Annotated in this window: 22 protein-coding genes and 1 pseudogene; 21 read left to right on the top strand and 2 right to left on the bottom strand. The window is 68.7% G+C overall.

Annotated elements, in window-relative coordinates; genetic code table 11:
• Window positions 1-221: 221 nt before the first annotated feature.
• The 3 genes from HOQ08_RS11245 to HOQ08_RS11255 all read left to right on the top strand — a co-directional run bounded on the left by HOQ08_RS11245 (window position 222) and on the right by HOQ08_RS11255 (window position 2,956).
• A complete protein-coding gene (locus HOQ08_RS11245) occupies window positions 222-1,097 on the top strand; it encodes a formate/nitrite transporter family protein (RefSeq protein WP_291194638.1) in 876 nt (291 codons plus the stop codon).
• A complete protein-coding gene (locus HOQ08_RS11250) occupies window positions 1,057-1,899 on the top strand; it encodes a 2OG-Fe(II) oxygenase (RefSeq protein WP_291194641.1) in 843 nt (280 codons plus the stop codon). Before HOQ08_RS11245 ends, HOQ08_RS11250 begins: the two co-directional genes overlap by 41 nt.
• A gap of 622 nt (window positions 1,900-2,521) precedes the next feature.
• Complete coding sequence (locus HOQ08_RS11255; protein ID WP_291194644.1) at window positions 2,522-2,956, top strand: cell wall hydrolase; 435 nt, start codon at window positions 2,522-2,524, stop codon at window positions 2,954-2,956.
• Between the two features lie 75 nt (window positions 2,957-3,031).
• Here the strand turns inward: HOQ08_RS11255 and HOQ08_RS11260 are convergent, their stop codons facing one another.
• Both HOQ08_RS11260 and HOQ08_RS11265 read right to left on the bottom strand, forming a co-directional pair.
• Window positions 3,032-3,517: a glycine zipper 2TM domain-containing protein gene (locus HOQ08_RS11260; RefSeq protein ID WP_291194647.1), complete on the bottom strand. Its 486-nt coding sequence runs from the start codon at window positions 3,515-3,517 to the stop codon at window positions 3,032-3,034.
• Between the two features lie 74 nt (window positions 3,518-3,591).
• Window positions 3,592-4,176 carry a glycine zipper 2TM domain-containing protein gene (locus HOQ08_RS11265; RefSeq protein WP_291194650.1) on the bottom strand — a complete coding sequence of 195 codons (585 nt, stop codon included), beginning with the start codon at window positions 4,174-4,176 and terminating at the stop codon, window positions 3,592-3,594.
• 139 nt (window positions 4,177-4,315) lie between these two features.
• Between HOQ08_RS11265 and HOQ08_RS11270 the strand changes: the two genes are divergently transcribed.
• The 18 genes and pseudogenes from HOQ08_RS11270 to HOQ08_RS11355 form a co-directional block, all read left to right on the top strand.
• Complete coding sequence (locus HOQ08_RS11270; protein WP_291194653.1) at window positions 4,316-5,113, top strand: TatD family hydrolase; 798 nt, start codon at window positions 4,316-4,318, stop codon at window positions 5,111-5,113.
• 156 nt (window positions 5,114-5,269) lie between these two features.
• Window positions 5,270-5,809 carry a MarR family transcriptional regulator gene (locus HOQ08_RS11275; RefSeq protein WP_291194655.1) on the top strand — a complete coding sequence of 180 codons (540 nt, stop codon included), beginning with the start codon at window positions 5,270-5,272 and terminating at the stop codon, window positions 5,807-5,809.
• 11 nt (window positions 5,810-5,820) lie between these two features.
• Entirely contained in the window at window positions 5,821-7,296 is a 1,476-nt protein-coding gene (locus tag HOQ08_RS11280; RefSeq protein WP_291194658.1) for an efflux transporter outer membrane subunit, read from the top strand.
• Window positions 7,283-8,479 (top strand): HlyD family efflux transporter periplasmic adaptor subunit, encoded by a 1,197-nt coding sequence (locus HOQ08_RS11285; RefSeq protein ID WP_291194660.1) that lies wholly within the window; start codon window positions 7,283-7,285, stop codon window positions 8,477-8,479. The genes HOQ08_RS11280 and HOQ08_RS11285 overlap by 14 nt, the downstream gene beginning before the upstream one ends.
• 17 nt (window positions 8,480-8,496) lie before the next feature.
• Complete coding sequence (locus HOQ08_RS11290) at window positions 8,497-10,050, top strand: DHA2 family efflux MFS transporter permease subunit (RefSeq protein ID WP_291194663.1); 1,554 nt, start codon at window positions 8,497-8,499, stop codon at window positions 10,048-10,050.
• A gap of 87 nt (window positions 10,051-10,137) precedes the next feature.
• The gene (gene phaR, locus HOQ08_RS11295; protein WP_291194666.1) at window positions 10,138-10,614 is read left to right on the top strand and encodes a polyhydroxyalkanoate synthesis repressor PhaR; all 477 of its coding nucleotides are present in this window, start codon (window positions 10,138-10,140) and stop codon (window positions 10,612-10,614) included.
• A 228-nt stretch (window positions 10,615-10,842) separates the two neighbouring features.
• Window positions 10,843-12,243: pseudogene (locus HOQ08_RS11300) on the top strand (NAD(P)/FAD-dependent oxidoreductase).
• The gene (locus tag HOQ08_RS11305) at window positions 12,236-12,640 is read left to right on the top strand and encodes a DUF3293 domain-containing protein (RefSeq protein WP_291194669.1); all 405 of its coding nucleotides are present in this window, start codon (window positions 12,236-12,238) and stop codon (window positions 12,638-12,640) included. Before HOQ08_RS11300 ends, HOQ08_RS11305 begins: the two are co-directional and overlap by 8 nt.
• A gap of 71 nt (window positions 12,641-12,711) precedes the next feature.
• The gene (ccmA, locus tag HOQ08_RS11310; RefSeq protein ID WP_291194672.1) at window positions 12,712-13,344 is read left to right on the top strand and encodes a cytochrome c biogenesis heme-transporting ATPase CcmA; all 633 of its coding nucleotides are present in this window, start codon (window positions 12,712-12,714) and stop codon (window positions 13,342-13,344) included.
• 108 nt (window positions 13,345-13,452) lie between these two features.
• Complete coding sequence (gene ccmB, locus HOQ08_RS11315; RefSeq protein WP_291194675.1) at window positions 13,453-14,139, top strand: heme exporter protein CcmB; 687 nt, start codon at window positions 13,453-13,455, stop codon at window positions 14,137-14,139.
• A 4-nt stretch (window positions 14,140-14,143) separates the two neighbouring features.
• Window positions 14,144-14,914 carry a heme ABC transporter permease gene (locus tag HOQ08_RS11320; RefSeq protein ID WP_291194678.1) on the top strand — a complete coding sequence of 257 codons (771 nt, stop codon included), beginning with the start codon at window positions 14,144-14,146 and terminating at the stop codon, window positions 14,912-14,914.
• Window positions 14,911-15,105, top strand: a complete 195-nt coding sequence (ccmD, locus tag HOQ08_RS11325) for a heme exporter protein CcmD (RefSeq protein WP_291194681.1) — start codon at window positions 14,911-14,913, stop codon at window positions 15,103-15,105. Before HOQ08_RS11320 ends, ccmD begins: the two co-directional genes overlap by 4 nt.
• Window positions 15,102-15,563, top strand: a complete 462-nt coding sequence (ccmE, locus tag HOQ08_RS11330; protein ID WP_291194683.1) for a cytochrome c maturation protein CcmE — start codon at window positions 15,102-15,104, stop codon at window positions 15,561-15,563. The genes ccmD and ccmE overlap by 4 nt, the downstream gene beginning before the upstream one ends.
• On the top strand, window positions 15,560-17,539 hold the full coding sequence (locus tag HOQ08_RS11335) for a heme lyase CcmF/NrfE family subunit (RefSeq protein WP_291194686.1): 1,980 nt from the start codon (window positions 15,560-15,562) through the stop codon (window positions 17,537-17,539). The genes ccmE and HOQ08_RS11335 overlap by 4 nt, the downstream gene beginning before the upstream one ends.
• Complete coding sequence (locus tag HOQ08_RS11340; protein ID WP_291194689.1) at window positions 17,536-18,078, top strand: DsbE family thiol:disulfide interchange protein; 543 nt, start codon at window positions 17,536-17,538, stop codon at window positions 18,076-18,078. The genes HOQ08_RS11335 and HOQ08_RS11340 overlap by 4 nt, the downstream gene beginning before the upstream one ends.
• Window positions 18,075-18,536, top strand: a complete 462-nt coding sequence (locus HOQ08_RS11345) for a cytochrome c-type biogenesis protein (RefSeq protein WP_291194692.1) — start codon at window positions 18,075-18,077, stop codon at window positions 18,534-18,536. The genes HOQ08_RS11340 and HOQ08_RS11345 overlap by 4 nt, the downstream gene beginning before the upstream one ends.
• Complete coding sequence (locus HOQ08_RS11350; RefSeq protein ID WP_291194695.1) at window positions 18,533-19,573, top strand: hypothetical protein; 1,041 nt, start codon at window positions 18,533-18,535, stop codon at window positions 19,571-19,573. Before HOQ08_RS11345 ends, HOQ08_RS11350 begins: the two co-directional genes overlap by 4 nt.
• Window positions 19,570-20,094 (top strand): alpha/beta fold hydrolase (locus tag HOQ08_RS11355; RefSeq protein WP_291194698.1); only part of this gene is annotated, 525 nt, incomplete at its 3' end. The genes HOQ08_RS11350 and HOQ08_RS11355, both read left to right, overlap by 4 nt.

Below are 20,094 nucleotides of genomic sequence, written 5' to 3' on the forward strand. Positions count from 1 at the left end.
AGCGGTCAATTCACCATGACATGCCGCAGCCCGTGCGATACATCCCAACCCTTGGGCAGGTACGGCCCAGGCGCAACCCTGCCCTTGCCGTACGCGCATCCGGTGGTGCCTGCCGATCCGCATGAACGCCGATGGCGGCATGGGTCGACGCGGCTTTCCGAAGACTACGCCGCAATTACGCGGCGCCGCTTAGCGTGCCGGATCCGCATCGAGAAGCACGAATGCACGAGGACCGAGACGACGACACTGGGCCCAGCGCCGCCGATGGCGCGCGCGGAGGCTTTTCGCTTTCGCGCAAGGAGCGCGGCGAGGTCGAGCAGAAGCGCCCGCCACGGGTGGCCGTGCTGCACGAAACCATTCGTCTGGAAGGCGAAGCGGAACTGGGCCGCAGCATTCCCGCGCTCGGCTGGTCGGCGCTGGCGGCCGGGCTGTCGATGGGGTTTTCGATGCTCGCGCGCGGCCTGCTGCATCGCTACCTCGATGGCGCACCCGCGGGCTTCCTGGTCGAAAGCCTGGGCTACCCGTTCGGGTTCCTGGTGGTGATCCTCGCCCGCCAGCAGTTGTTCACCGAGAACACCATGACCGCGGTGTTGCCGCTGATGACCCAGCCGAGCCTGCGCAAGCTCGGCGCGCTGTTGCGGCTGTGGTCGGTGGTGTTCGCGGGCAACCTGGTCGGCACCGGCCTGTTCGCCTACGGCATCCTGCACATGCAGCTGTTCGACCAGGCCACCCAGGCCGCATTGCTGGACATCGGCAACCAGGTCATGGGCAATTCCCCGCTGCAGATGTTCACCAAGGGCATCGTCGCCGGCTGGCTGATCGCCACCATGGTGTGGCTGGTGCCGGCGGCGGAAGCTTCGAAGATCACTGTGATCGTGCTGACCACCTACCTGATCGCGCTGGGCGGCTTCACGCACATCATCGTCGGCTCGGTGGAGACGCTCTACCTGGTGTTCGCGCATGCGCTTCCCTTCGCGGCCTTCGTCGCGCATTTCGCGCTGCCGACGCTGGCCGGCAACATCGTCGGCGGAAGCTGCATCTTTGCGCTGATCAGCCATGCCCAGGTCCGCAGCGACGAAGCCGAAGGGAGAGGCTGAGGCGCAGCGGCAGCGCAAGAACCGGAGAGCGCGCGTCCCCGCAACGGCGCATCCTGCAACCATGCCTACGCTCATAGATGACGCCTCGGCCGGCACACCGCTCGCGGCACTGCAAGCCGTGGACTGGAACTCCGCGCATGCTGCGCTGGATGCGTCCGGCTACGCCCTGCTGCCCGCGCTGCTGAGCGCCGAGGCCTGCCGCGCGGTGGCCGCGTTCTATCTTCATCCGGAGCACTTCCGCAGCCGGGTGGTGATGGCCCGCCACGGGTTCGGACGCGGCGAGTACCAATACTTCGGCTATCCGTTGCCGCCTCTGGTGGATGCGCTGCGCACGGCCGCATATGCCCGATTGGCGCCGCTGGCCAATTGCTGGAACGAGGCCATGGGTATCGACGTGCGCTATCCGCCGACGCACGCCGATTTCCTCGCGCGTTGCCACGCCGCAGGCCAGGTCCGCCCCACGCCGTTGCTGTTGCGCTACCAGGCCGGCGACTACAACTGCCTGCACCAGGATCTCTACGGCGAGCATGTGTTCCCGCTGCAGTTGGCGGTGCTGTTGTCGTCGCCCGGCATCGACTTCACGGGAGGCGAGTTCGTGTTGACCGAACAGCGCCCGCGCCTGCAATCGCGCGCCGAGGTCGTGCCACTGGGTCAGGGTGATGCCGTGGTGTTCGCCGTGCGCCAGCGACCCGTGCGCGGCGTGCGCGGCTACTTCCGCGCAAATCTGCGCCATGGCGTGAGCCGGCTGCACAGCGGCTGCCGGCATACTTTGGGAATCATCTTTCATGACGCGGCTCCATAAATGAAAAGCCAACGCATAGCGGCGATCTGCAGCTCGCAATTGACGGCAGCGCATCGCTCCCTCGACGTCGCTCTCGCATGTCGTCAGGCTCGCGCCTTCACGAAGACGATGCGCCGCAAACGGCCGCAGATTCGCGCCGGCGAAACGACGGCGCGGCGTAACCACACCATGACGTTCACCTGTCCGCGATGCGAAATGGATGAACGTGAGTCGAACATGAATCGACCGGTGCCGGCACTTGCCAGAGGCGATGGTCGCCACTACGCTCCCGCCCACTTTCGATGATGCCCACCAGCTTCGGGCATCTGCACGCGACGAACCGGAGGGGTCCGGATCGGCGCGACCCGGCAGAACACCGCCGGATGGAATGACCGCTCCCCGCGGAACAATCAAAGCAGCAGCCGCCTTCGAGCAGACCGCACGCGGTCGCGAGTGGCAGTGCGCGCAATGACTACGCCGGTTTCGTACCGCCGGTCGAACGCCACAATCCCGTGGCAAAGCGTCGCGACTTGGTTTCGGCCGCGACGATTCATCCAGGTGGAAAACGGCCTGCCCGCCCGTCCACCGCAACGGCGTACGAGATGGAACTTTTGTCTCGTACGTACAGCACGCTGGAGGCAGAATGAAACTTTCCATGCTGTTGTGGCTGACGTCCGTTCTGCCCCAGCCGATCGCCGATCAGGCCTGCCTGGCGACGACCGTGTACCTGGAGGCACGCAGCGAGACCACCATCGGCCAGCTCGCCGTGGCGGAAGTCGCGCTGCGACGCCGCGAACGCGGCCGCTGGGGCGATACGGTCTGCAAGGTGGTCGCCGCACCACACCAGTTCGCCATCACCGCCACACCTGGTTCCTACGACATCACCAACTTCGCCGCTTTCGCGAAGGCATGGAAAGTCGCCGGCACCTCGATGGAGAACTGGGCGCTTCCGCTCGCGCAGCGCCAGTTGCTGGTGCCGCATGCGGACCATTTCGCCACCGTGGCCATCGCGCCGGACTGGTCGCTGAACCACACCAGCACCACCATCGGCGAACACCGCTTCTACGCGGTCAACTGACGCACGGCTTAGAATCGGACCCACAAAAAAGGCCCTCGCAAGAGGGCCTTTCGTTTGGACGTATGGATGTCCAAATCACATGGCATAGACGTGATCGCCGCGGACCTGGACGTAATCACCCACCCGCAGGCCAGGATCCTCGCTCTGGGTCACCGTGGCGTACTGGCCATTGTCCAGGCGAACCGTGATCCGCCAGGCCGGTACGTCGCCATTGCCGGTGCGCTTCCCGACCTGGTTGCCGACCACGCCGCCCGCCACCGCGCCGGCAACCGTCGCCGCCTTGCGGCCGTTGCCCTTGCCGATCTGGTTGCCCAACACGCCGCCCGCCACTGCGCCGATCACCGCGCCGAGCGTACCGTGCCCTCCGTTCTGCACGTAAACCTGCTGGACGTCCTGTACCACGCCGCAATTGGGGCAACGCGTGGTCCCGTAGCCGGAACTCTGGTAGCCATCATGGCTCCGATAGCCACCATCGCCATAAGGCCCCGTGGCGCAGCCGCCCAGCACGAGGCTGCTGCCCAGCACGGCAGCCAGCACGAGATTGCGGGATTGAACGGTCATGGCACGACTCCTCTGGTGGGTTCGCCGATGATCGCGCGCGGTCCGTCCATGGACCGCATGGGTGGCGTCTGTCTTCAGTGCGCGTCGGAAACGGCGACCACGCCCTCCTGCACCTGGACCCGGTCACCCGGATCATGATCCATCCGCACGGTGCGGGTGACGCCGTTGTATTCGTAGCGCACGTCGTAGCCCACCACCTTGCTGCCGCTGTCGTTGACCGACTCGCACTTGCGTTCGGTCGACGTGGTGACGTTGGCGTGCTGGCGGTTCTCCTGGATCTTCTTGCCGGCATAGCCGCCGGCCACGGCACCTGCCACCGTGGCCAGGGTCCTGCCCTTGCCGCCGCCCACCTGGTTGCCCAGCAGGCCGCCGGCGATCGCACCGATTGCCGTGCCGGCGATCTGGTGCTGGTCCTTGGGCGGCTCGCTGTTGGTGACTACTTCGTCGTGGCACGTCTGGCGAGGATTGTTCACCGTCTTGCGCACCGGGTCGACGCTCACCACACGTGCATACTTGGCGCCGGGCGCGCCAGCCTCGGCACTGGACGCCCCATTGGCCAGGCCGGCGTCGGCGCTGGCGTCGCGGTTGCAAGCCGAAATGCCCATCGCGAGTGCAGCCGCGATCCCCACGTGAAGCGCACTGACCATCAACCTGCTCATGACTTCGATCTCCTTCGTTCTATCGCGGCGCGCGGAGCGCGCCATGCGCCCGCCACTCACCTGCGAAACCATTGAACCTTCGCCATACTGAATCCGACCTAGACATTCCTTGCCTATGCGCAATCCAGGTGACGAACGCGTGACGGACCCCGCATATCCGGCACCCGTGCTGATCGACAGCCACGTCCATATCGACGATGCGAGCTTCGACGACGACCGCGCGCAGGTGCTGGCGCGCGCCGCCGAGGCCGGCGTGCGCCGCATGGTAGTTCCCGGCATCGACGCAGAGTCCTGGCCGCGCATCGCAATGCTGTGCGCACGGCACCCGGGACTCTTTCCCGCCTACGGTTTGCATCCGTTGTTCCTCGGGCGGCACCAGCCCGCGCACCTGGACGTCCTGCGCGGACGCCTGCTCGACGGAGGCGCGGTCGCGCTGGGCGAAATCGGCCTGGACTTCTACGTGGAGGAACTCGACCGCGGCCTGCAGCAGCATTATTTCGAATTGCAACTGGCCATCGCGTGCGAGCTCGATCTTCCGGTCATCGTCCACGCGCGCCGCGCAGTGGAAGAGGTGGTGCTCGCCCTGCGTCGCTTTCCCGGCCTTCGCGGGGTGGTCCACAGCTTCGCAGGCAGTCCAGAGCAGGCCGAACGGCTCTTCGGGATGGGGTTCCACCTGGGCATCGGTGGCCCGGTGACCTACCCGCGGGCGAGGCGGCTGCGCGAACTGGTATCGGCCATGCCGATCGAGCACCTGCTGCTGGAAACCGATGCCCCCGATCAGCCCAACGCGGGTCACCAGGGCGCACGCAACGAGCCGGCACGGATGCTGGAGACGCTGCAGGTGGTCGCCGGCCTGCGCGGCGAGCGGCCGGAAGCGGTCGCAGCCGCCACCACGGCGAACGCCTGCCGCCTGTTCCGCCTGCCGACGTCACGCTGAGGCAGCCTGCAGCGTCCTTGCCCGGACGCCACGCTGCGCCCCACCGAGCTCGACCGGTCCGCGTCGTGGCGAACCCGTGGCCCGGCGCTCAAAAGCACTTGCCTGCGGCGCCGGATCCCGCTAATTTAATTCACTGGTGAAATATGAGTTGATGAAATGGCACGCCTGGGCGACTGCATCGCGATGATGGACGAGGGCATCGGCCGGGTCAGCCAGGTCATCCCCGACATGCCCGCGGCCGAGGCGCGCCTGACCCGCCTGCTGCTGATGGTCGGCCACACCTTCGACGAGGCGGTGGAGCAGGCGCTCAGGCCCAACAAGATCAACCACAGCGATTTCCTCACGCTGATGATCCTGTACAGCCGCCCGGACGGCAGTTCCACCCCGGGCGAGCTGTGCGAATACACCTCGCAGGGCGCCACCAACATGACGCGGATCGCCAACGCGCTGGTCAAGCGCGGGCTGATCACCCGCGGTGCCAGCGAGGAGGACCGCCGCCGCGTGGTCATCCGCATCACCCCGTCCGGGCGCCGCTTCGTGCAGAAGCTGCTGCCGCCGTTGTTTCCCCGCGTGAGCGCGGCGTTCGCCGGGTTCAGCGATGCCGACAAGCGCCATTTCAGCCGACTGCTGCGCAAGCTCGCCGACAACCTCGACCACCTGGACGAGTCCCCCTCCCCCGTGAAGAAGCAGCCGTAAAGGATGCCCCCATGAAGCCTGCCCCGCTCCGCCTTCGCACCGCGCTGGCTGCGGCGATCGCGCTGACGCTGGCCGCCTGCGCCACGCCACCGGCGAAGCTCTCGCCACCGCAACTGCGCGACGACGTGCCGCTCGCCGGCATCGAGACCACCACCCGCGCCGGCTGGCCCGAGGCGCAGTGGTGGCGCAGCTACGACGACCCGCAGCTCGATGAGCTGATGGATCGCGCACTGCGCCAGGCGCCCGACCTGGCGCTCGCGCAGAGCCGTGTGCAGGGCGCCGAGCAATCCGCGCGCCTGGCCGCTGCCCAGATGGGGCTGTCGATCAACGGCAACGCGCAGTTCTCGCGCCAGCGGATGAGCGAGCACGGCCTGATCCCGAGCAAGTTCCTCGGCTTCACCTGGTACAGCCAGGCGGACCTGGGCGTGCAGCTGAAGTACGACTTCGACTGGTGGGGCAAGAAGCGCGCATCCGTGGAAGCGGCGCTGGACCAGGCGCATGCCGCGCAGGCGCAGCGCAGCGCGGCCGCGCTGGCGCTGCAATACGCGGTTGCCAGCACCTATTTCGGCTGGCAGGCCGACCAGGCGCGCCTTGCGCTGGCCGACCAGGCGCTGGCCGCGCAGCAACAGCTGCTGGACATCGCGCAGTTGCGCGTGCGCCAGGGCGTGGACCTGGCCGATACCGTCGAGCAGGCGCAGGCGCAGCGCGCGTCGATCAGGCAGATGCGTGCAGCGGTCGAGGGCTCGGCCAAGGTTCGCCAGGCCGTGCTCGCCTCGCTGCTGGGCGTGGCGCCGGCCGACCTTCCGCCGCTTCAGGCGCGCTCCCTGCCGGACGTGGCACCGGGCTTGCCCGCCGATGCGGGCCTGGACCTGATCGCACGCCGCCCGGACATCGCGGCGAGCCGCTGGCAGGTCGAGGCAGCGCTGAAGCAGACCGACGCGGCGCGCGCGCAGTTCTTCCCGGACCTCAGCCTGACCGCGCTGGCCGGCCTTTCCAGCATCGACATGGGCAAGCTGTTCACCGCCGGCAGCCGCACCTTTGCGGTGACGCCGGCGCTGCATCTGCCGATCTTCGAAGGCGGCGCACTGGAGGCCAACTACGGCCTCAGCCGGGCGCAGCTCGATGGCGCGATAGCGCAATACCGCAGCACGGTGCTGGAGGCGGCGCGCGACGTGGCCACCCAGGCGCTGGGCGCCGAGCAGCTCGCCGCGCAGCGCCAGGAACAGCAAGCCCAGCTGGATGCGGACGAGCGCCTGCTCGCCCATGCCCAGGCGCGCCTGCACCAGGGCGTGCGCGACGCCCGCGAGAGCCTGGCCGCCAGGCTCGCCCTGCTGCAGCAGCGTGACGCCGCCGTACAACTGCACGCGCAGGCGCTGGCCACCGACCTGGCGCTGGTCAAGGCGCTCGGCGGCGGCTATCGCAGCGAGCCCCATCCCGACACCGCTTCCACCTCCCCTTCCCCCGGAGCCGACCATGAGCGCCACTGAAGCCGACAAGCCCGCCGACAACGACAGCGGCCTGGCCGCGAAAAACCCGGCCAAGCGCCGCCGCGCGCTGCTGATCGTGGCAGCGGTGTTCATCCTGGCCGCGCTGGTCTGGATCCTGCTGTGGATGTTCGTCTTCTCGCGCCGCGAAAAGACCGACAACGCCTACGTCGGCGGCAACCAGGTGACGATCTCCGCGCAGGTGCCCGGCACCGTGGTGGCGATCATGGCCGACGACACCCAGCGCGTGGACGCCGGCCAGGTGCTGGTCAAGCTCGATCCCACCGACGCGCAGGTACGCCTGGCGCAGGCGCGCAGCGCGCTGGCGCAGGCGGTGCGCGGCGTACGCCAGCAGACCAGCTCGGCCAGCGGCGCCGACGCGCAGCTTGCCTCCAGCCGCCTGGAACTGGCCAAGCTGGAAGCGGATTTGAAGCGCCACCTGCCGCTGCTGGCCGCGCATGCCGAATCGCCGGAGATCGTGCAGCATCTGCGTGACGGGGTGGCGCAGGCGCGCGCCGCGGTGAATGCGGCCGAGGCGCAGGCCGCCGCCGCACATGCGGCGATCGAAGGCACCGATGTCGCCGAGAATCCGGCCGTGCTGCAGGCGCGCGCGAACTTCCGCGCCGCGTGGATCGCCGCGCAGCGCAACGCGATCCTGGCGCCGGTGTCGGGCTATGTCGCGCAGCGCAGCGTGCAGCTGGGCAACAGCGTGCAGCCGGGCCAGCAGTTGATGACCGTGGTGCCGCTGCACGACCTGTGGATCGACGCCAACTTCAAGGAAGGCCAGCTGCAGCACATCCGCATCGGCCAGCCGGCCACGGTCAAGGCCGACATCTATGGCGGCGACGTCGAGTATCGCGGCAAGGTCGTGGGTCTGGGCGCCGGCACCGGCAGCACCTTCTCGCTGCTGCCCGCGCAGAACGCCACCGGCAACTGGATCAAGGTGGTGCAGCGCGTGCCGGTGCGCATCGCGCTGGACGACCGGGAGCTGGAGAAACATCCGCTGCGCGTGGGCCTGTCCACCGAGGTCACGGTCGACATCACCGACGACCGCGGGCCTGTGCTGGCCCAGGCACCGGCGCAGCAACCGGTCGCCGAGACCACCGTGTACGACCGCCTGATGGGCAAGGCCGACGACGAGGCCCAGCGCATCATCCGGGCCAACCTGCCCCGCGCCGCCAAATAACCTGAAGGCCCTTCCCCATGGCCGCCACACCCAACGACACCAAGCCGCTGCCGCCCCTGCACGGCACGGCGCTGGTGCTGCTCACCATCGCCGTCGCGTTCAGCACCTTCATGGAGGTGCTGGACATGACCATCGTCAACGTGGCCGTGCCGCACATCGCCGGCAGCCTGGGCGTGAGCCCGAGCGAGGGCACCTGGACGATCAGCTCCTACGCGCTGGCCAGCGCGATCATGCAGCCGCTCACCGGCTGGATCGCGCGGCGCTTCGGCGAGGTGCGCAGCTTCGTCGTCTCCGTGCTGCTGTTCGTCACCTTCTCGATGGTGTGCGGCCTGGCCACCTCGATGCCGCTGCTGGTGATCGGGCGCCTGCTGCAGGGCGCCGGCTCCGGCCCGATGGTGGCGCTGTCGCTGACCCTGCTGCTGTCGAGCTACCCGAAGGCCAAGCAAGGCATCGCGCTGGCGCTGTGGGCGATGACCGTGGTGGTGGCGCCGATCTTCGGCCCGATCCTCGGCGGCTGGCTGACCGACAACTTTTCCTGGCCCTGGATCTTCTACATCAACCTGCCGGTCGGCCTGGCCGCCGCGGTGATCACCTGGGGCCTGCTGCACAAGCGCGAGACGAAGACCGCCAAGACGCCGATCGACTCGGTCGGCCTCGTCCTGCTGGTGGTCGGCGTCGGCGCGTTGCAATTCATGCTCGACAACGGCAACGACCACGACTGGTTCGCCTCGCCGATGATCGCCACGCTGGGCATCGTCTCGCTGGTCTGCCTGACGTTCCTGGTCGTGTGGGAACTGCATGCCAAGCATCCGGTGGTCGAGCTGTCGCTGTTCAAGGAACGCAACTTCACGGTCGGAGTGGTCGCGCTTTCGCTGGGCATGTTCGCGTTCTTCGGCATCAACGTGGTGTTCCCGCTGTGGCTGCAGGTGACGCTCAACTACACCGCCACCTGGGCCGGCCTGGCCACGGCGCCGGTCGGCATCCTCGCCTTCCTGATGGCGCCGATCCTGGGACGCAACCTGCATCGGCTGGAGCTGCGCGCGGTGGTGACGTTCTCGTTCGTCGTGTTCGCGATCACCTCCTACTGGTTCTCCAACTTCAACAGCCTGGCGTCGTTTTCCTCGCTGGTGGTGCCGCGGTTCGTAATGGGCATCGCCATCCCCTGCTTTTTCATCCCGCTCAACCAGATCTACCTGTCCGGCCTGCCGGCCGAGCAGATCGCGAGCGCGAGCGGCCTGGCCAATTTCTGCCGCACGATGGGTTCGAGCATGTCCACCGCCATCACGGTGACCTTGTGGCAGCACCGCGGCGAGACCCACCACGCGACGCTGACCGAGAACATCGATGCGACCCATCCGGCGATCGGCGGTTTCCTGCAGCAGGCCCCGCACATGGGCCTGTCCCATACCCAGGGCCTGGGACTGCTCAACCAGCTGGTCACGCGCGAATCGCTGACCCTGGCCGTGAACGACGTGTTTCTCGGCTGCGCGGTGCTGTTCGTGCTGCTGATCCCGATCCTGTGGTTCGCCCGGCCGCCGTTCGGCAGCGCGGGCGGCGCGGCAGGGCATTGACGCGCAGCCGCATGGGCTACTTTGCTGCACCGACGGGTGCAGCATGCCCAACTGGTGCGGCGCAATATGTTCTGCTAGCGTGTCCGCATGGCACAAAAACTGCGCATCATCAAGAAGTACCCGAACCGTCGGCTCTACGACACGGAGATCTCCAGCTACATCACGCTGGAAGAGGTCCGTCAGCTGGTGCTGGACGGCGAAACCTTCGAGGTCCGCGATGCCAAGAGCGGCGAGGACCTGACCCGCTCGGTGCTGCTGCAGATCATCTCCGAGCATGAGGAAAAGGGCCAGCCGATGCTGTCGCCCCAGCTGCTCAGCCAGATCATCCGCTTCTACGGCGATTCGCTGCAGGGCTTCATGGGGCCATACCTCGAGCGCAGCCTGCAGGTATTCCTGGACCAGCAGCAGCAGTTCCGCACCCAGCTCAACAGCCTGATGGGGCAGACGCCCTGGTCGATGCTCAACGAGCTGACCGAGCGCAACCTGGACGCATGGAAGACCATGCAGCGCGGCTTCCTCGACGCCGCCGCCCAGACGCCGCCGAACAAGACCCGCAAGGGTTAGCCAGCTCTTAAATAGCGTCTTCCTCCTTCCCCCTCCGGGGGGAAGGTCGGGGTAAGGGGCCAAGGCTTGCGGGCAACTGCCTTATGCCCGTGCTGAATAGCCCTGCTCCGCCCCCTTCCCCCACGAATGTCCCGGCACCCCAACCTCTCTCGCAGGGAAGAGGGCGCGAGACGTTGCAGTCCCGCCCCGCTTGCGGAACAGTTCGGCGATGCCCGGAACGGATCGCCCATGAGCAGCAGACCCTCCCTTACCCTGATCGGCGGCGGCCTGGTCGGCGCCCTGCTGGCGCAGCAACTGGCACGGCGCGGGTTCACCGTCGACGTGTTCGAGAAGCGCCCCGACCCGCGCGTCGCCGGCTTCGCCGGCGGGCGCTCGATCAACCTGGCGCTGGCCGAGCGCGGCCTGCAGGCCTTGCGCAGCGCCGGATTGGCCGAAGACGTGCTGCGCCACGCGGTGATGATGCGCGGACGCATGGTGCATACGGTCGATGGCCGCAGCGGCCTGCAGCGCTACGGCGTGGACGACAGCGAGGTGATCTGGTCGGTGTCGCGCGGCGGGCTGAACATGCTGCTGCTCGATGCGGCCGAACGGGCTGGCGTGCGCTTCCATTTCGGCCAGGGACTGGTCGGGACCGACTTCGACGCGAGGCGCATGCGCGTTGCCGACGCGTCCGGCACGGAGCGCGAAGTGGATGCCCCCGTGCTGATCGGCGCCGACGGCGCGGGCTCGGCGCTGCGCGCAACAATGAACGCCTACCGCCCTCTCGGCGAGCGCACCGAGTGGCTGGGGCACGGCTACAAGGAGTTGGAGATACCGCCGGCCTCGCAGCTGGACGCCGCGCTGCTGCGCGACAGCGGCGGGCACGACCAGTTCGCGATCGAGCCCCATGCGCTGCACATCTGGCCGCGCGGCGGCTACATGTGCATCGCGCTGCCCAACACCGAGGGCAGCTTCACGGTGACGCTGTTCCTGCCCGCGCAGGGGCCGCACCCGAGCTTCGCCACCCTGCCGGACGCCCGTGCCGCCGAGGCCTTCTTCCGCGAGGACTTCGCCGACCTGCTGCCGTTGCTGCCGCGCTTTGCGGAAGACTACGAAGCCCACCCGGTCGGCACCCTTGCCACCTTGTACCTGGAGCGCTGGCACCTGGACGGCCGCGCGTTGCTGGTGGGCGACGCGGCGCACGCCATCGTCCCCTTCCACGGCCAGGGCATGAACTGAGGCTTCGAGGACACGGTGGCCCTGGCCGGCCTGCTGGAAGGCAACGACCCGGCCGAGGCCTTCGCCCAATTCCAGCGCATTCGCCAACCCAACGCCCATGCCATCGCCGCCATGGCGCTGGAAAACTACGTGGAAATGCGCGATTCGGTGGCCGATCCGCGCTACCTGGCCAAGCGAGAGCTGGGCGCGCGCCTGGCTGCACGGGCGCCTGGGCACTTCATGGCGCGCTACCGCATGGTCACCTTCACCGACCTGCCTTACGCCTATGCCCTGGAACGCGGGCGGACGCAGGACGTACTGCTGGAACAATTGCTGCGGGACTCGAACGATCCGGCATCGGTCGATCTGGACGCGGCGGTCGCCACGCTCGAAGCCACGCTGCCACCACTGCCGCCGCTGCGCCATGGATGAGGAGCTCCGGCAGAGCTACCTCCACGCCACCTACCGTGTGCGCGTGTGCCGTCGCGGAGCCGCCATCCTTCGCATCGGCGAGCCCCTGCCACGGGTGCTGCAGCCGCTTGCCGGCGACCGCAGCTGGGGTTTCCTCACCGCGTGGAATCCGCGCTCCCAGCGGCAACAGCCGCAGGTCAACCGAGCGGCACAGTTGCGCCTGGTGGCCGAGCTGCGATCCGACCCCGCGCTGGACATCCATCCAGCCCTGGGCAGCGGGAGCGGCGGCTGGCGCGAACCGAGCCTGTGGATCGTCGGCATCGCAGCGCAGGCACTGGCGCAACTGGGGGACCGATACGGGCAGAACGCCTGGCTGTCCGGACATGGCGCCGGGGTCGTGGAACTGCGCCTGCGCTGAGACCCCTTCCATCCGGGTGCGCCGCCACACCGCATGGACAAGCCGCGCGCGCATTGCGGACAATCTCCCGGATGACTTCCGCCCACCCCATCCCGCTGCTGCAGGCGCACGGCCTGTCCTTCCTGCGCGCGGACGAGCCCGTGTTCGGGCCGCTCGATTTCGTCCTGCACACGGGGGAGATCGCTCTGGTGGAAGGCGACAACGGCAGCGGCAAAACCACCCTGCTGCGGTTGCTCGCCGGGCTGCTGCACGTCGGTGAAGGTGAGCTGCGCTGGCGCGGCAAGGGCTGGAACCGCGACGAGCGCGCGGGCGAGGTGCTGTTCCTCGGTCACCAGCTCGGCCTGAAGATGGACATGAGCCCGCGCGAGAACCTGCGCGTCGCCGCGGGGCTGCATGGCCAGCGCGAAGGCTGCGGCACGTCGTCGGTACTGGTGGACGTGGGTCTGGCCGGCTACGAGGACGAACCCGTGCGCCGGCTTTCCGCCGGCCAGAAGAAGCGCGCCGCACTGGCTCGCCTGCTGTTGCTCCCCGCCGTGCTGTGGCTGCTGGACGAGCCTTACGCGAACCTGGACCGCGCCGGCATCGCGCTGGTCAACCGGCTGCTGGAGGCGCACGTGGCCGAGGGCGGTGCGGCGCTGGTGACCACCCATGGCGCGGTGAGCTTCCATGGCGGCGAGCCGAAGCGGATCCGCATGCATGGTTGAGCTTGTCCACCCGCTTTCTGCCCGGGAGATTGAGAGCGAAGGCCTCCCCCTCTCCCCGACCCTCTCCCCCGGCTGTGCCGGGGGAGAGGGGGTTTGGAGGGCTGCGGCATGAATCAGGCGTCCGTTTCCCACGCCTGCGCCGCAGTGCTGCGGCGCGACCTCACGCTCGCCTGGCGCCGCCGGGGCGACATCGCCATGCCAGTGCTTTATGCCCTGATCGTGGCGACGCTGTTCCCCTTCGCGCTCGGACCGGAAGACGCGCTGCTGCAGCGCATTGCCGGCGGCGTAGTGCTGGTCACCGTGCTGCTGGCGATGCTGCTGGCGCTCGATGCCATGTTTCGCAGCGACATCGAGGATGGTTCGCTGGAGCAGCTGGTGCTTGCGCCGCAGCCGCTGGCGCTGATGCTGGGCATGAAGATCCTGGCGCACTGGCTGACCACCGCGCTGCCGCTGATCGTGATCGCGCCGCTGCTGGCCGGCATGCTGCACCTGCCGATGGCGGTGATGGGCGTGCTGCTGCTGGCGCTGCTGCTCGCCACGCCAATGCTGAGCCTGCTGGGCGCAATGCTGGTGGCGCTGACGGCCGGCACGCGGCGCTCTGGTATGCTGCTCGCCTTGATGCTGCTGCCGCTGTGCGTGCCGGTGGTCATCTTTGCCGCAGGTGCGGTCGCGGCCGCCCAGCAGGGGTTACCGTGGATCGCCCCGATCGCCTGGCTCGGCGCGGCGCTCGCCCTGGCCCTGGTGCTGGCGCCGCTGGCCTGCGCGACTGCCCTTCGCATTGCTTTGGACGCATAAGACCATGTCCAGGTGGATTCCCCTCTGGCTGCACAAGCTCGGCTCGCCGCCGATCTTCTACCGCTTCGCCGGCGCCTTGCGCCCCTGGTTCCTGGGGCTGGCGCTGATCGCCGGTGCGGTCGCGCTGTACGGTGGCCTGGTGCTGGCGCCGGCCGACTACCAGCAGGGCGACGCCTACCGGATCATCTTCATCCACGTACCCAGTGCCTGGATGGGGCTGTTCGTCTATGGCGTGATGGCGGTGGCCTCGTTCATTGCGCTGGTGTGGCGGATCAAGCTGGCCGAGGCAGTGGCGATGGAGTCGGCGCCGATCGGCGCTGCGTTCACCTTCATCACGCTGGTCACCGGCTCGCTGTGGGGCAAGCCGATGTGGGGCACCTGGTGGACTTGGGACGCGCGGCTGACCTCCGAGCTGGTGCTGCTGTTCCTGTACCTGGGCGTGATCGGGCTCTACCACGCCTTCGAGGATCGCCGCCAAGGGGCGCGCGCGGCGGCCTTCCTCGCCATCGTCGGCATCATCAACGTACCGATCGTGCATTTCTCGGTGAACTGGTGGAATACGCTGCACCAGGGCTCGACCGTGCGCATCCTGGGGCCGTCCAAGATCAGCGGCGACATGCTGTGGCCGCTGCTGACCATGATGGTGGCGACCAAGCTCTACTACGTCGCCAGCCTGTTCGGCCGCGTGCGCGCCGACCTGCTGGAACTGGAGGGCGGCAAGGACTGGGTGCGGCGTATCGCCACCGGGGAAGTTGTCCCAGGGGAGCAGGCATGAGCCAGTTCCTCGCCATGGGCGGCTATGCCGCGTACGTATGGCCGGCTTATGCGGTGTTCTTCGTCGTGCTGTTCGCCGATTTCATTGCCCCGCTGCTGCGCCGCCGCCGCAACCTGCGTGAACTTCGCGCCCGACTGGCGCGTCAAAGCGCGCGCCAGCAACGCACCGCCGCACCACCCGTGACCCCATGAATCCGACCCGCAAACGCCGCCTGATCATCGTTCTGCTCGTGCTCGCCGCCGCGGCCGTGGCCGTCGGGCTGACCGTGTTCGCCCTGCAGCAGAACATGAACTACCTGTTCACCCCGAGCCAGGTGCGTGCCGGCCAGGCCGGTGCCTACGGCACCTTCCGCCTGGGCGGCATGGTCAAGGCCGGTTCGATCGAGCGCTCGAAGGATTCGCTCAAGGTCGGCTTCACCGTGGTCGACGCCGACGGCGCGATGCCGGTCGAGTACACCGGGATCCTCCCCGACCTGTTCCGCGACAACCAGTCGGTGATCGCCACGGGGCACATGGCCGACGGCCATTTCGTGGCCACCGAGGTGCTGGCCAAGCACGATGAAACCTACATGCCGAAGGAACTGAAGGACGCCATGGAGAAGGCGCACCATGGCGGCAAGGCCGTGGCCGCCAGCGAGGAGGCGCGATGACCCCCGAACTGGGCCAGTTCGCCCTGATCCTCGCCATGCTGCTCGCCCTGGCGCAGGGCGTGCTGCCGCTGGTCGGCGCCTGGCGCGGCAACCGCGCGCTGATGGCGACCGCTCGCCCCGCCGCGGCCGGCCAGGCGGTGTTCGTGGCCATCGCGTTCGGACTGCTGGTGTGGGCGTTCCTGCGTTTCGACTTCTCGGTGCAGTACGTCGCCGACAACTCCAACCTCGCCCTGCCCTGGTACTACCGCATCGCGGCGGTGTGGGGCGCGCACGAGGGTTCGATGCTGCTGTGGGTGCTGATCCTCAACGTGTGGACGGTGGCGCTGGCCGGGTTCAGCCGCCGGCTGCCGGAGGAGTTCCTGGCCCGCGTGCTCGGCGTGCTGGGCATCGTGGCGGTCGGCTTCCTCGCCTTCATCGTGTTCACCTCCAACCCGTTCGCGCGACTGCTGCCGATGCCGCCGGACGGCGGCGACCTCAACCCGGTGCTGCAGGACCCGGGCATGACCTTCCACCCGCCCGTGCTCTACATGGGCTACGTGGGCTTCTCGGTGGCCTTCGCCTTCTCCATCGCCGCGCTGCTGGGCGGCGCGCTCGAGCAGGGCTGGGTGCGCTGGGCGCGGCCCTGGACCAACGCGGCCTGGGCCTTCCTCACCTGCGGCATCGTCGCCGGCAGCTGGTGGGCCTACGCGGAGCTCGGCTGGGGCGGCTGGTGGTTCTGGGATCCGGTGGAGAACGCCAGCTTCATGCCCTGGCTGGTCGGCGTGGCGCTGATCCACGCCCAGGCGGTGACGGAGAAGCGCGGCAGCCTGCGCGCCTGGACCATCCTGCTGTCGATCTTCGCCTTCTCGCTGTCGCTGCTCGGTACCTTCCTGGTGCGTTCGGGCGTGCTCACTTCGGTGCATGCATTCGCCTCCGACCCACGCCGCGGCCTCTACATCCTCGCCTTCCTGGCCATCGTCATCGGCGGCTCGCTGCTGCTGTACGCATTGCGCGCGCCCAAGGTCGCCGGCGGCAAGGCCTTCGGACTGCTCTCGCGCGAGACGGTGATCCTGATCGCCAACCTGATGTTCACCGTGGCCGCGGCGATGGTGCTGCTGGGCACGCTGTTCCCGCTGATCGGCGACGCGCTGCACCTGGGCAAGATCTCGGTCGGCCCGCCCTACTTCGGTTTCCTGTTCCCGCTGCTGATGCTGCCGGTGGTGCTGCTGCTGCCGTTCGGACCCTTCCTGCGCTGGGGCAAGAGCGAGCCGGCGCCGCTGAAGAGCGTCCTGCTGCGGGTCGTCATCGCCGCGGTGGCGTGCGCGATCGTGGCGGCGTTCTTCGTCGCGGGCCAGGCCAGGGCGATCGCCGGGGTGGCCGCCGCCGTGTGGTGCGCCGTGGGCACGCTGCTCTACGTCTACAAGCGCTGGCGCGAGATGCCGCGCGGGCGGCGCTACCCCGCCGAGATGGCCGGCATGCTGCTGGCGCATTTCGGCGTGGGCGTGTTCCTGGTCGGCGTGCTGCTGTCCGAGTCGCTGAGCGTCACCCGCGACGTGCGCATGGCACCGGGCGATACGCAGCCGGTGGGCGCCTACACCTTCCGCTTCGACGGCGTGCACGCTACGCGCGGCCCCAACTGGCACGCCGAGCAGGGCACGGTCACCGTGCTGCGCGACGGCCGCCAGCTCGGCGTGATGCACCCGCAGAAGCGCACCTATCCGCGTGGCCAGGTGCAGACCGAATCGGCGATCGACCCCGGCGTGACGCGCGACCTGTACGTTGCGCTGGGCGAGCCGATGGATCCGAACAACCTGGAAGGCGCCTGGGCACTGCGCCTCTACGCCAAGCCGTTCGTGCGGTGGATCTGGGCCGGCGGCCTGTTCATGATGCTGGGCGGCTTCGTCGCCGGCGCCGACAAGCGCTTCCGCGCCAAGCGCGCCGCTGTGGCTGCGGCTGCCGTCGAGCCCGCGCTGCCCGCCGCGGAGCCCCGCGCATGACCCGCTCGCTGCCGCTGGTCGGCTTCCTGCTGCTGGTCGCGCTGTTCGGCTTCGGCATCTGGTGGAATTCCCGGCACGACCCGCGCGAAGTCCCTTCGCCGCTGATCGGCAAGGCCGCGCCGGCCTTCGTGCTGCCGCACCTGGAAGATGCCGGCCAGACCCTCAGCAAGACCTCGATGCTGGGCAAGCCCTATCTGGTCAACGTGTTCGCCAGCTGGTGCATCGCCTGCGGCGACGAACACCCGGTATTGATGGCCTACGCCCACAAGCTGGGCGTGCCGCTGATCGGCTACGACTACAAGGACGAACCGGCCGACGCCAAGGCGTGGCTGGCGCAGCACGGCAATCCCTACGACCTCGTGATCGCCGACCGCGAGGGCCGCACGGCGATCGACTTCGGCGTGTACGGCGCGCCGGAGAGCTTCCTGATCGATGCGAAGGGCGTGATCCGCTACAAGCACATCGGCCCGTTCACGCCCGATGTCATCGAGCGCGAGCTGAGGCCGTTGATCGCCCGGCTCAAGCAGGAAGCGCCATGAAGCGCGCGATCCTGCGGATGGTGTTGGGTTTCCTGCTGGCGTTCGCCGGCCTCGCCGCGGCGCAGGCGATCGACCCGCTGCCGTTCAAGGACCACGCGCAGGAAGTGCGTTTCCAGAACCTGACCCGCCAGTTGCGCTGCCTGGTCTGCCAGAACGAGAACCTCGCCGACTCCAACGCCGACCTGGCCCGCGACCTGCGCCACGAAGTATTCGGGCTGATGCAGCAGGGCAGGAGCGACGACCAGATCAAGCAGTACCTGGTCGACCGCTATTCGGACTTCGTGCTGTACGACCCGCCGGTCAAGCCGTCGACCTGGCTGCTGTGGTTCGGGCCGGGCCTGTTCCTGCTGCTGGGCGCCGCGGTGGTGCTGGTGACCATCCGCAAGCGCGGCCGTGCCACGCGCATCGACAGCCGGCTGGTCGACAACGCCACGATCGAACAAGGGGACGACTGGTGAAGCTCGCGTTCTACCTGATCGCCGCCGTGATGATCGCGGCGGCGCTCGCCCTGCTGCTCTGGCCGCTGGTCCGGCATGGCCGGCGCCAGGGCCGTTCGGCTGGCATCTTCGCATTGGCGCTCGTCGTGGCCTTCGCGCTGCCGCTGGCCGCGGGCGGGTTGTACCTGCTGGTCGGCACGCCGGTGGCCCTCGATGGGGTGCCTGCCGCACAGCCCGCGATGGACATCGACCAGGCCGTGGCCGAGCTGCGCGGCCACCTCAAGCAGCAGCCGGGCGACCTGCAGGGCTGGATGCTGCTGGCGCAGACCGAAGCGGCGATGCACCGGAATGCGCAGGCGCGCGATGCCTACGAACAGGCGCTGCGCATCGACCCGCACAACGGCAGCGCCATGGTCGGCTGGGCCGAAGCCGATTCGATGGCGCGCGCCGACCACCGCATCGAAGGCAAGGCGCTCGAACTACTGCAGCAGGCCGTGCAGGCCGATCCGGCCAGCCAGCGCGGCCTGTGGCTGCTCGGCATCAGCCAGTTCCAGCACGACGACTACGCCACCGCGGCGGCCACCTGGCATCGCCTGCTGCCGCTGCTGGACCCCGGCTCGACCGTCGCCAATGCGGTAACCGAACAGATCGCGGTGGCCGAGGCGCGCGCGGGCGGCAAGCCGGCGCCGGATGCCAAGGCCAGTTCCGCCGGCCCGAAGCTGGCCGTGCAGGTCGAGCTTGCGCCCACCTTGCGCGACAAGCTCAAGCCGGGCGCCGCGTTGTTCGTCTATGCGCGCGCCGAGTCCGGCCCGCCGATGCCGCTCGCGGTCGCCCGGCTGGATGCGGCCAAGCTGCCCGCCCGCGTGACCCTCACCGACGCCATGGCGATGGCTCCGCAGCTGAAGCTTTCCTCCACCGACAAGGTCTTCGTGGGCGCGCGCGTCAGCGCCAGCGGCCAGGCCATCGCCCAACCGGGCGACCTGGAAGGTGATGCAGGCGTGGTGTCGGTGGACCGCACCGACCCGATACGCATCGTCATCGACAAGGTCCACCCATGATCACGGAGGCCCCCGACGCCCGCCGCTACCACGCCCTGCCCTCGCCGTTCGCGATGAAGCGCGGCGGCGAACTGCACGGGGCGCAGGTGGCCTACGAGACCTGGGGCCGGCTGAGCGCGGCGCGCGACAACGCGCTGCTGATCCTTACCGGCCTTTCGCCCAGCGCGCATGCGGCCTCCTGCGCCGAGGATCCCAGGCCCGGCTGGTGGGAAGAAATGATCGGCCCCGGCAAGGCGATCGACACCGACCGCTGGTTCGTGATCTGCGTGAACTCGCTGGGCAGCGACAAGGGCTCGACCTGCCCCGCCTCGATCGACCCGGCCACCGGCCGGCCCTACCGCCTCGGCTTCCCGGAGCTTTCGCTGGAGGACGTCGCCAACGCCGCGTTCGAGGTGGTGCACAACGGCCTGTCCATCGAGCGCCTGGCCTGCCTGATCGGCTGCTCCATGGGCGGCATGGGCGCGCTGGCCTACATGCTGCTGCACCCGGGCAGCGTGCGCGCGCACATCAGCGTGGACACC

It is taken from the genome of Frateuria sp. (assembly GCF_013362045.1).
GTDB lineage: Bacteria > Pseudomonadota > Gammaproteobacteria > Xanthomonadales > Rhodanobacteraceae > Frateuria_A.

Excerpts from the sequence above, each read along its gene's own strand:
- HOQ08_RS11245 (WP_291194638.1), top strand. The coding sequence starts at position 222 with ATGCACGAGGACCGAGACGACGACACTGGGCCCAGCGCCGCCGATGGC.
- HOQ08_RS11250 (WP_291194641.1), top strand. The coding sequence starts at position 1,057 with ATGCCCAGGTCCGCAGCGACGAAGCCGAAGGGAGAGGCTGAGGCGCAG.
- HOQ08_RS11255 (WP_291194644.1), top strand. The coding sequence starts at position 2,522 with ATGAAACTTTCCATGCTGTTGTGGCTGACGTCCGTTCTGCCCCAGCCG.
- HOQ08_RS11260 (WP_291194647.1), bottom strand. The coding sequence starts at position 3,517 with ATGACCGTTCAATCCCGCAATCTCGTGCTGGCTGCCGTGCTGGGCAGC.
- HOQ08_RS11265 (WP_291194650.1), bottom strand. The coding sequence starts at position 4,176 with ATGAGCAGGTTGATGGTCAGTGCGCTTCACGTGGGGATCGCGGCTGCA.
- HOQ08_RS11275 (WP_291194655.1), top strand. The coding sequence starts at position 5,270 with ATGGCACGCCTGGGCGACTGCATCGCGATGATGGACGAGGGCATCGGC.
- HOQ08_RS11280 (WP_291194658.1), top strand. The coding sequence starts at position 5,821 with ATGAAGCCTGCCCCGCTCCGCCTTCGCACCGCGCTGGCTGCGGCGATC.
- HOQ08_RS11285 (WP_291194660.1), top strand. The coding sequence starts at position 7,283 with ATGAGCGCCACTGAAGCCGACAAGCCCGCCGACAACGACAGCGGCCTG.
- HOQ08_RS11290 (WP_291194663.1), top strand. The coding sequence starts at position 8,497 with ATGGCCGCCACACCCAACGACACCAAGCCGCTGCCGCCCCTGCACGGC.
- phaR (WP_291194666.1), top strand. The coding sequence starts at position 10,138 with ATGGCACAAAAACTGCGCATCATCAAGAAGTACCCGAACCGTCGGCTC.
- HOQ08_RS11305 (WP_291194669.1), top strand. The coding sequence starts at position 12,236 with ATGGATGAGGAGCTCCGGCAGAGCTACCTCCACGCCACCTACCGTGTG.
- ccmA (WP_291194672.1), top strand. The coding sequence starts at position 12,712 with ATGACTTCCGCCCACCCCATCCCGCTGCTGCAGGCGCACGGCCTGTCC.
- ccmB (WP_291194675.1), top strand. The coding sequence starts at position 13,453 with ATGAATCAGGCGTCCGTTTCCCACGCCTGCGCCGCAGTGCTGCGGCGC.
- HOQ08_RS11320 (WP_291194678.1), top strand. The coding sequence starts at position 14,144 with ATGTCCAGGTGGATTCCCCTCTGGCTGCACAAGCTCGGCTCGCCGCCG.
- ccmD (WP_291194681.1), top strand. The coding sequence starts at position 14,911 with ATGAGCCAGTTCCTCGCCATGGGCGGCTATGCCGCGTACGTATGGCCG.
- ccmE (WP_291194683.1), top strand. The coding sequence starts at position 15,102 with ATGAATCCGACCCGCAAACGCCGCCTGATCATCGTTCTGCTCGTGCTC.
- HOQ08_RS11335 (WP_291194686.1), top strand. The coding sequence starts at position 15,560 with ATGACCCCCGAACTGGGCCAGTTCGCCCTGATCCTCGCCATGCTGCTC.
- HOQ08_RS11340 (WP_291194689.1), top strand. The coding sequence starts at position 17,536 with ATGACCCGCTCGCTGCCGCTGGTCGGCTTCCTGCTGCTGGTCGCGCTG.
- HOQ08_RS11345 (WP_291194692.1), top strand. The coding sequence starts at position 18,075 with ATGAAGCGCGCGATCCTGCGGATGGTGTTGGGTTTCCTGCTGGCGTTC.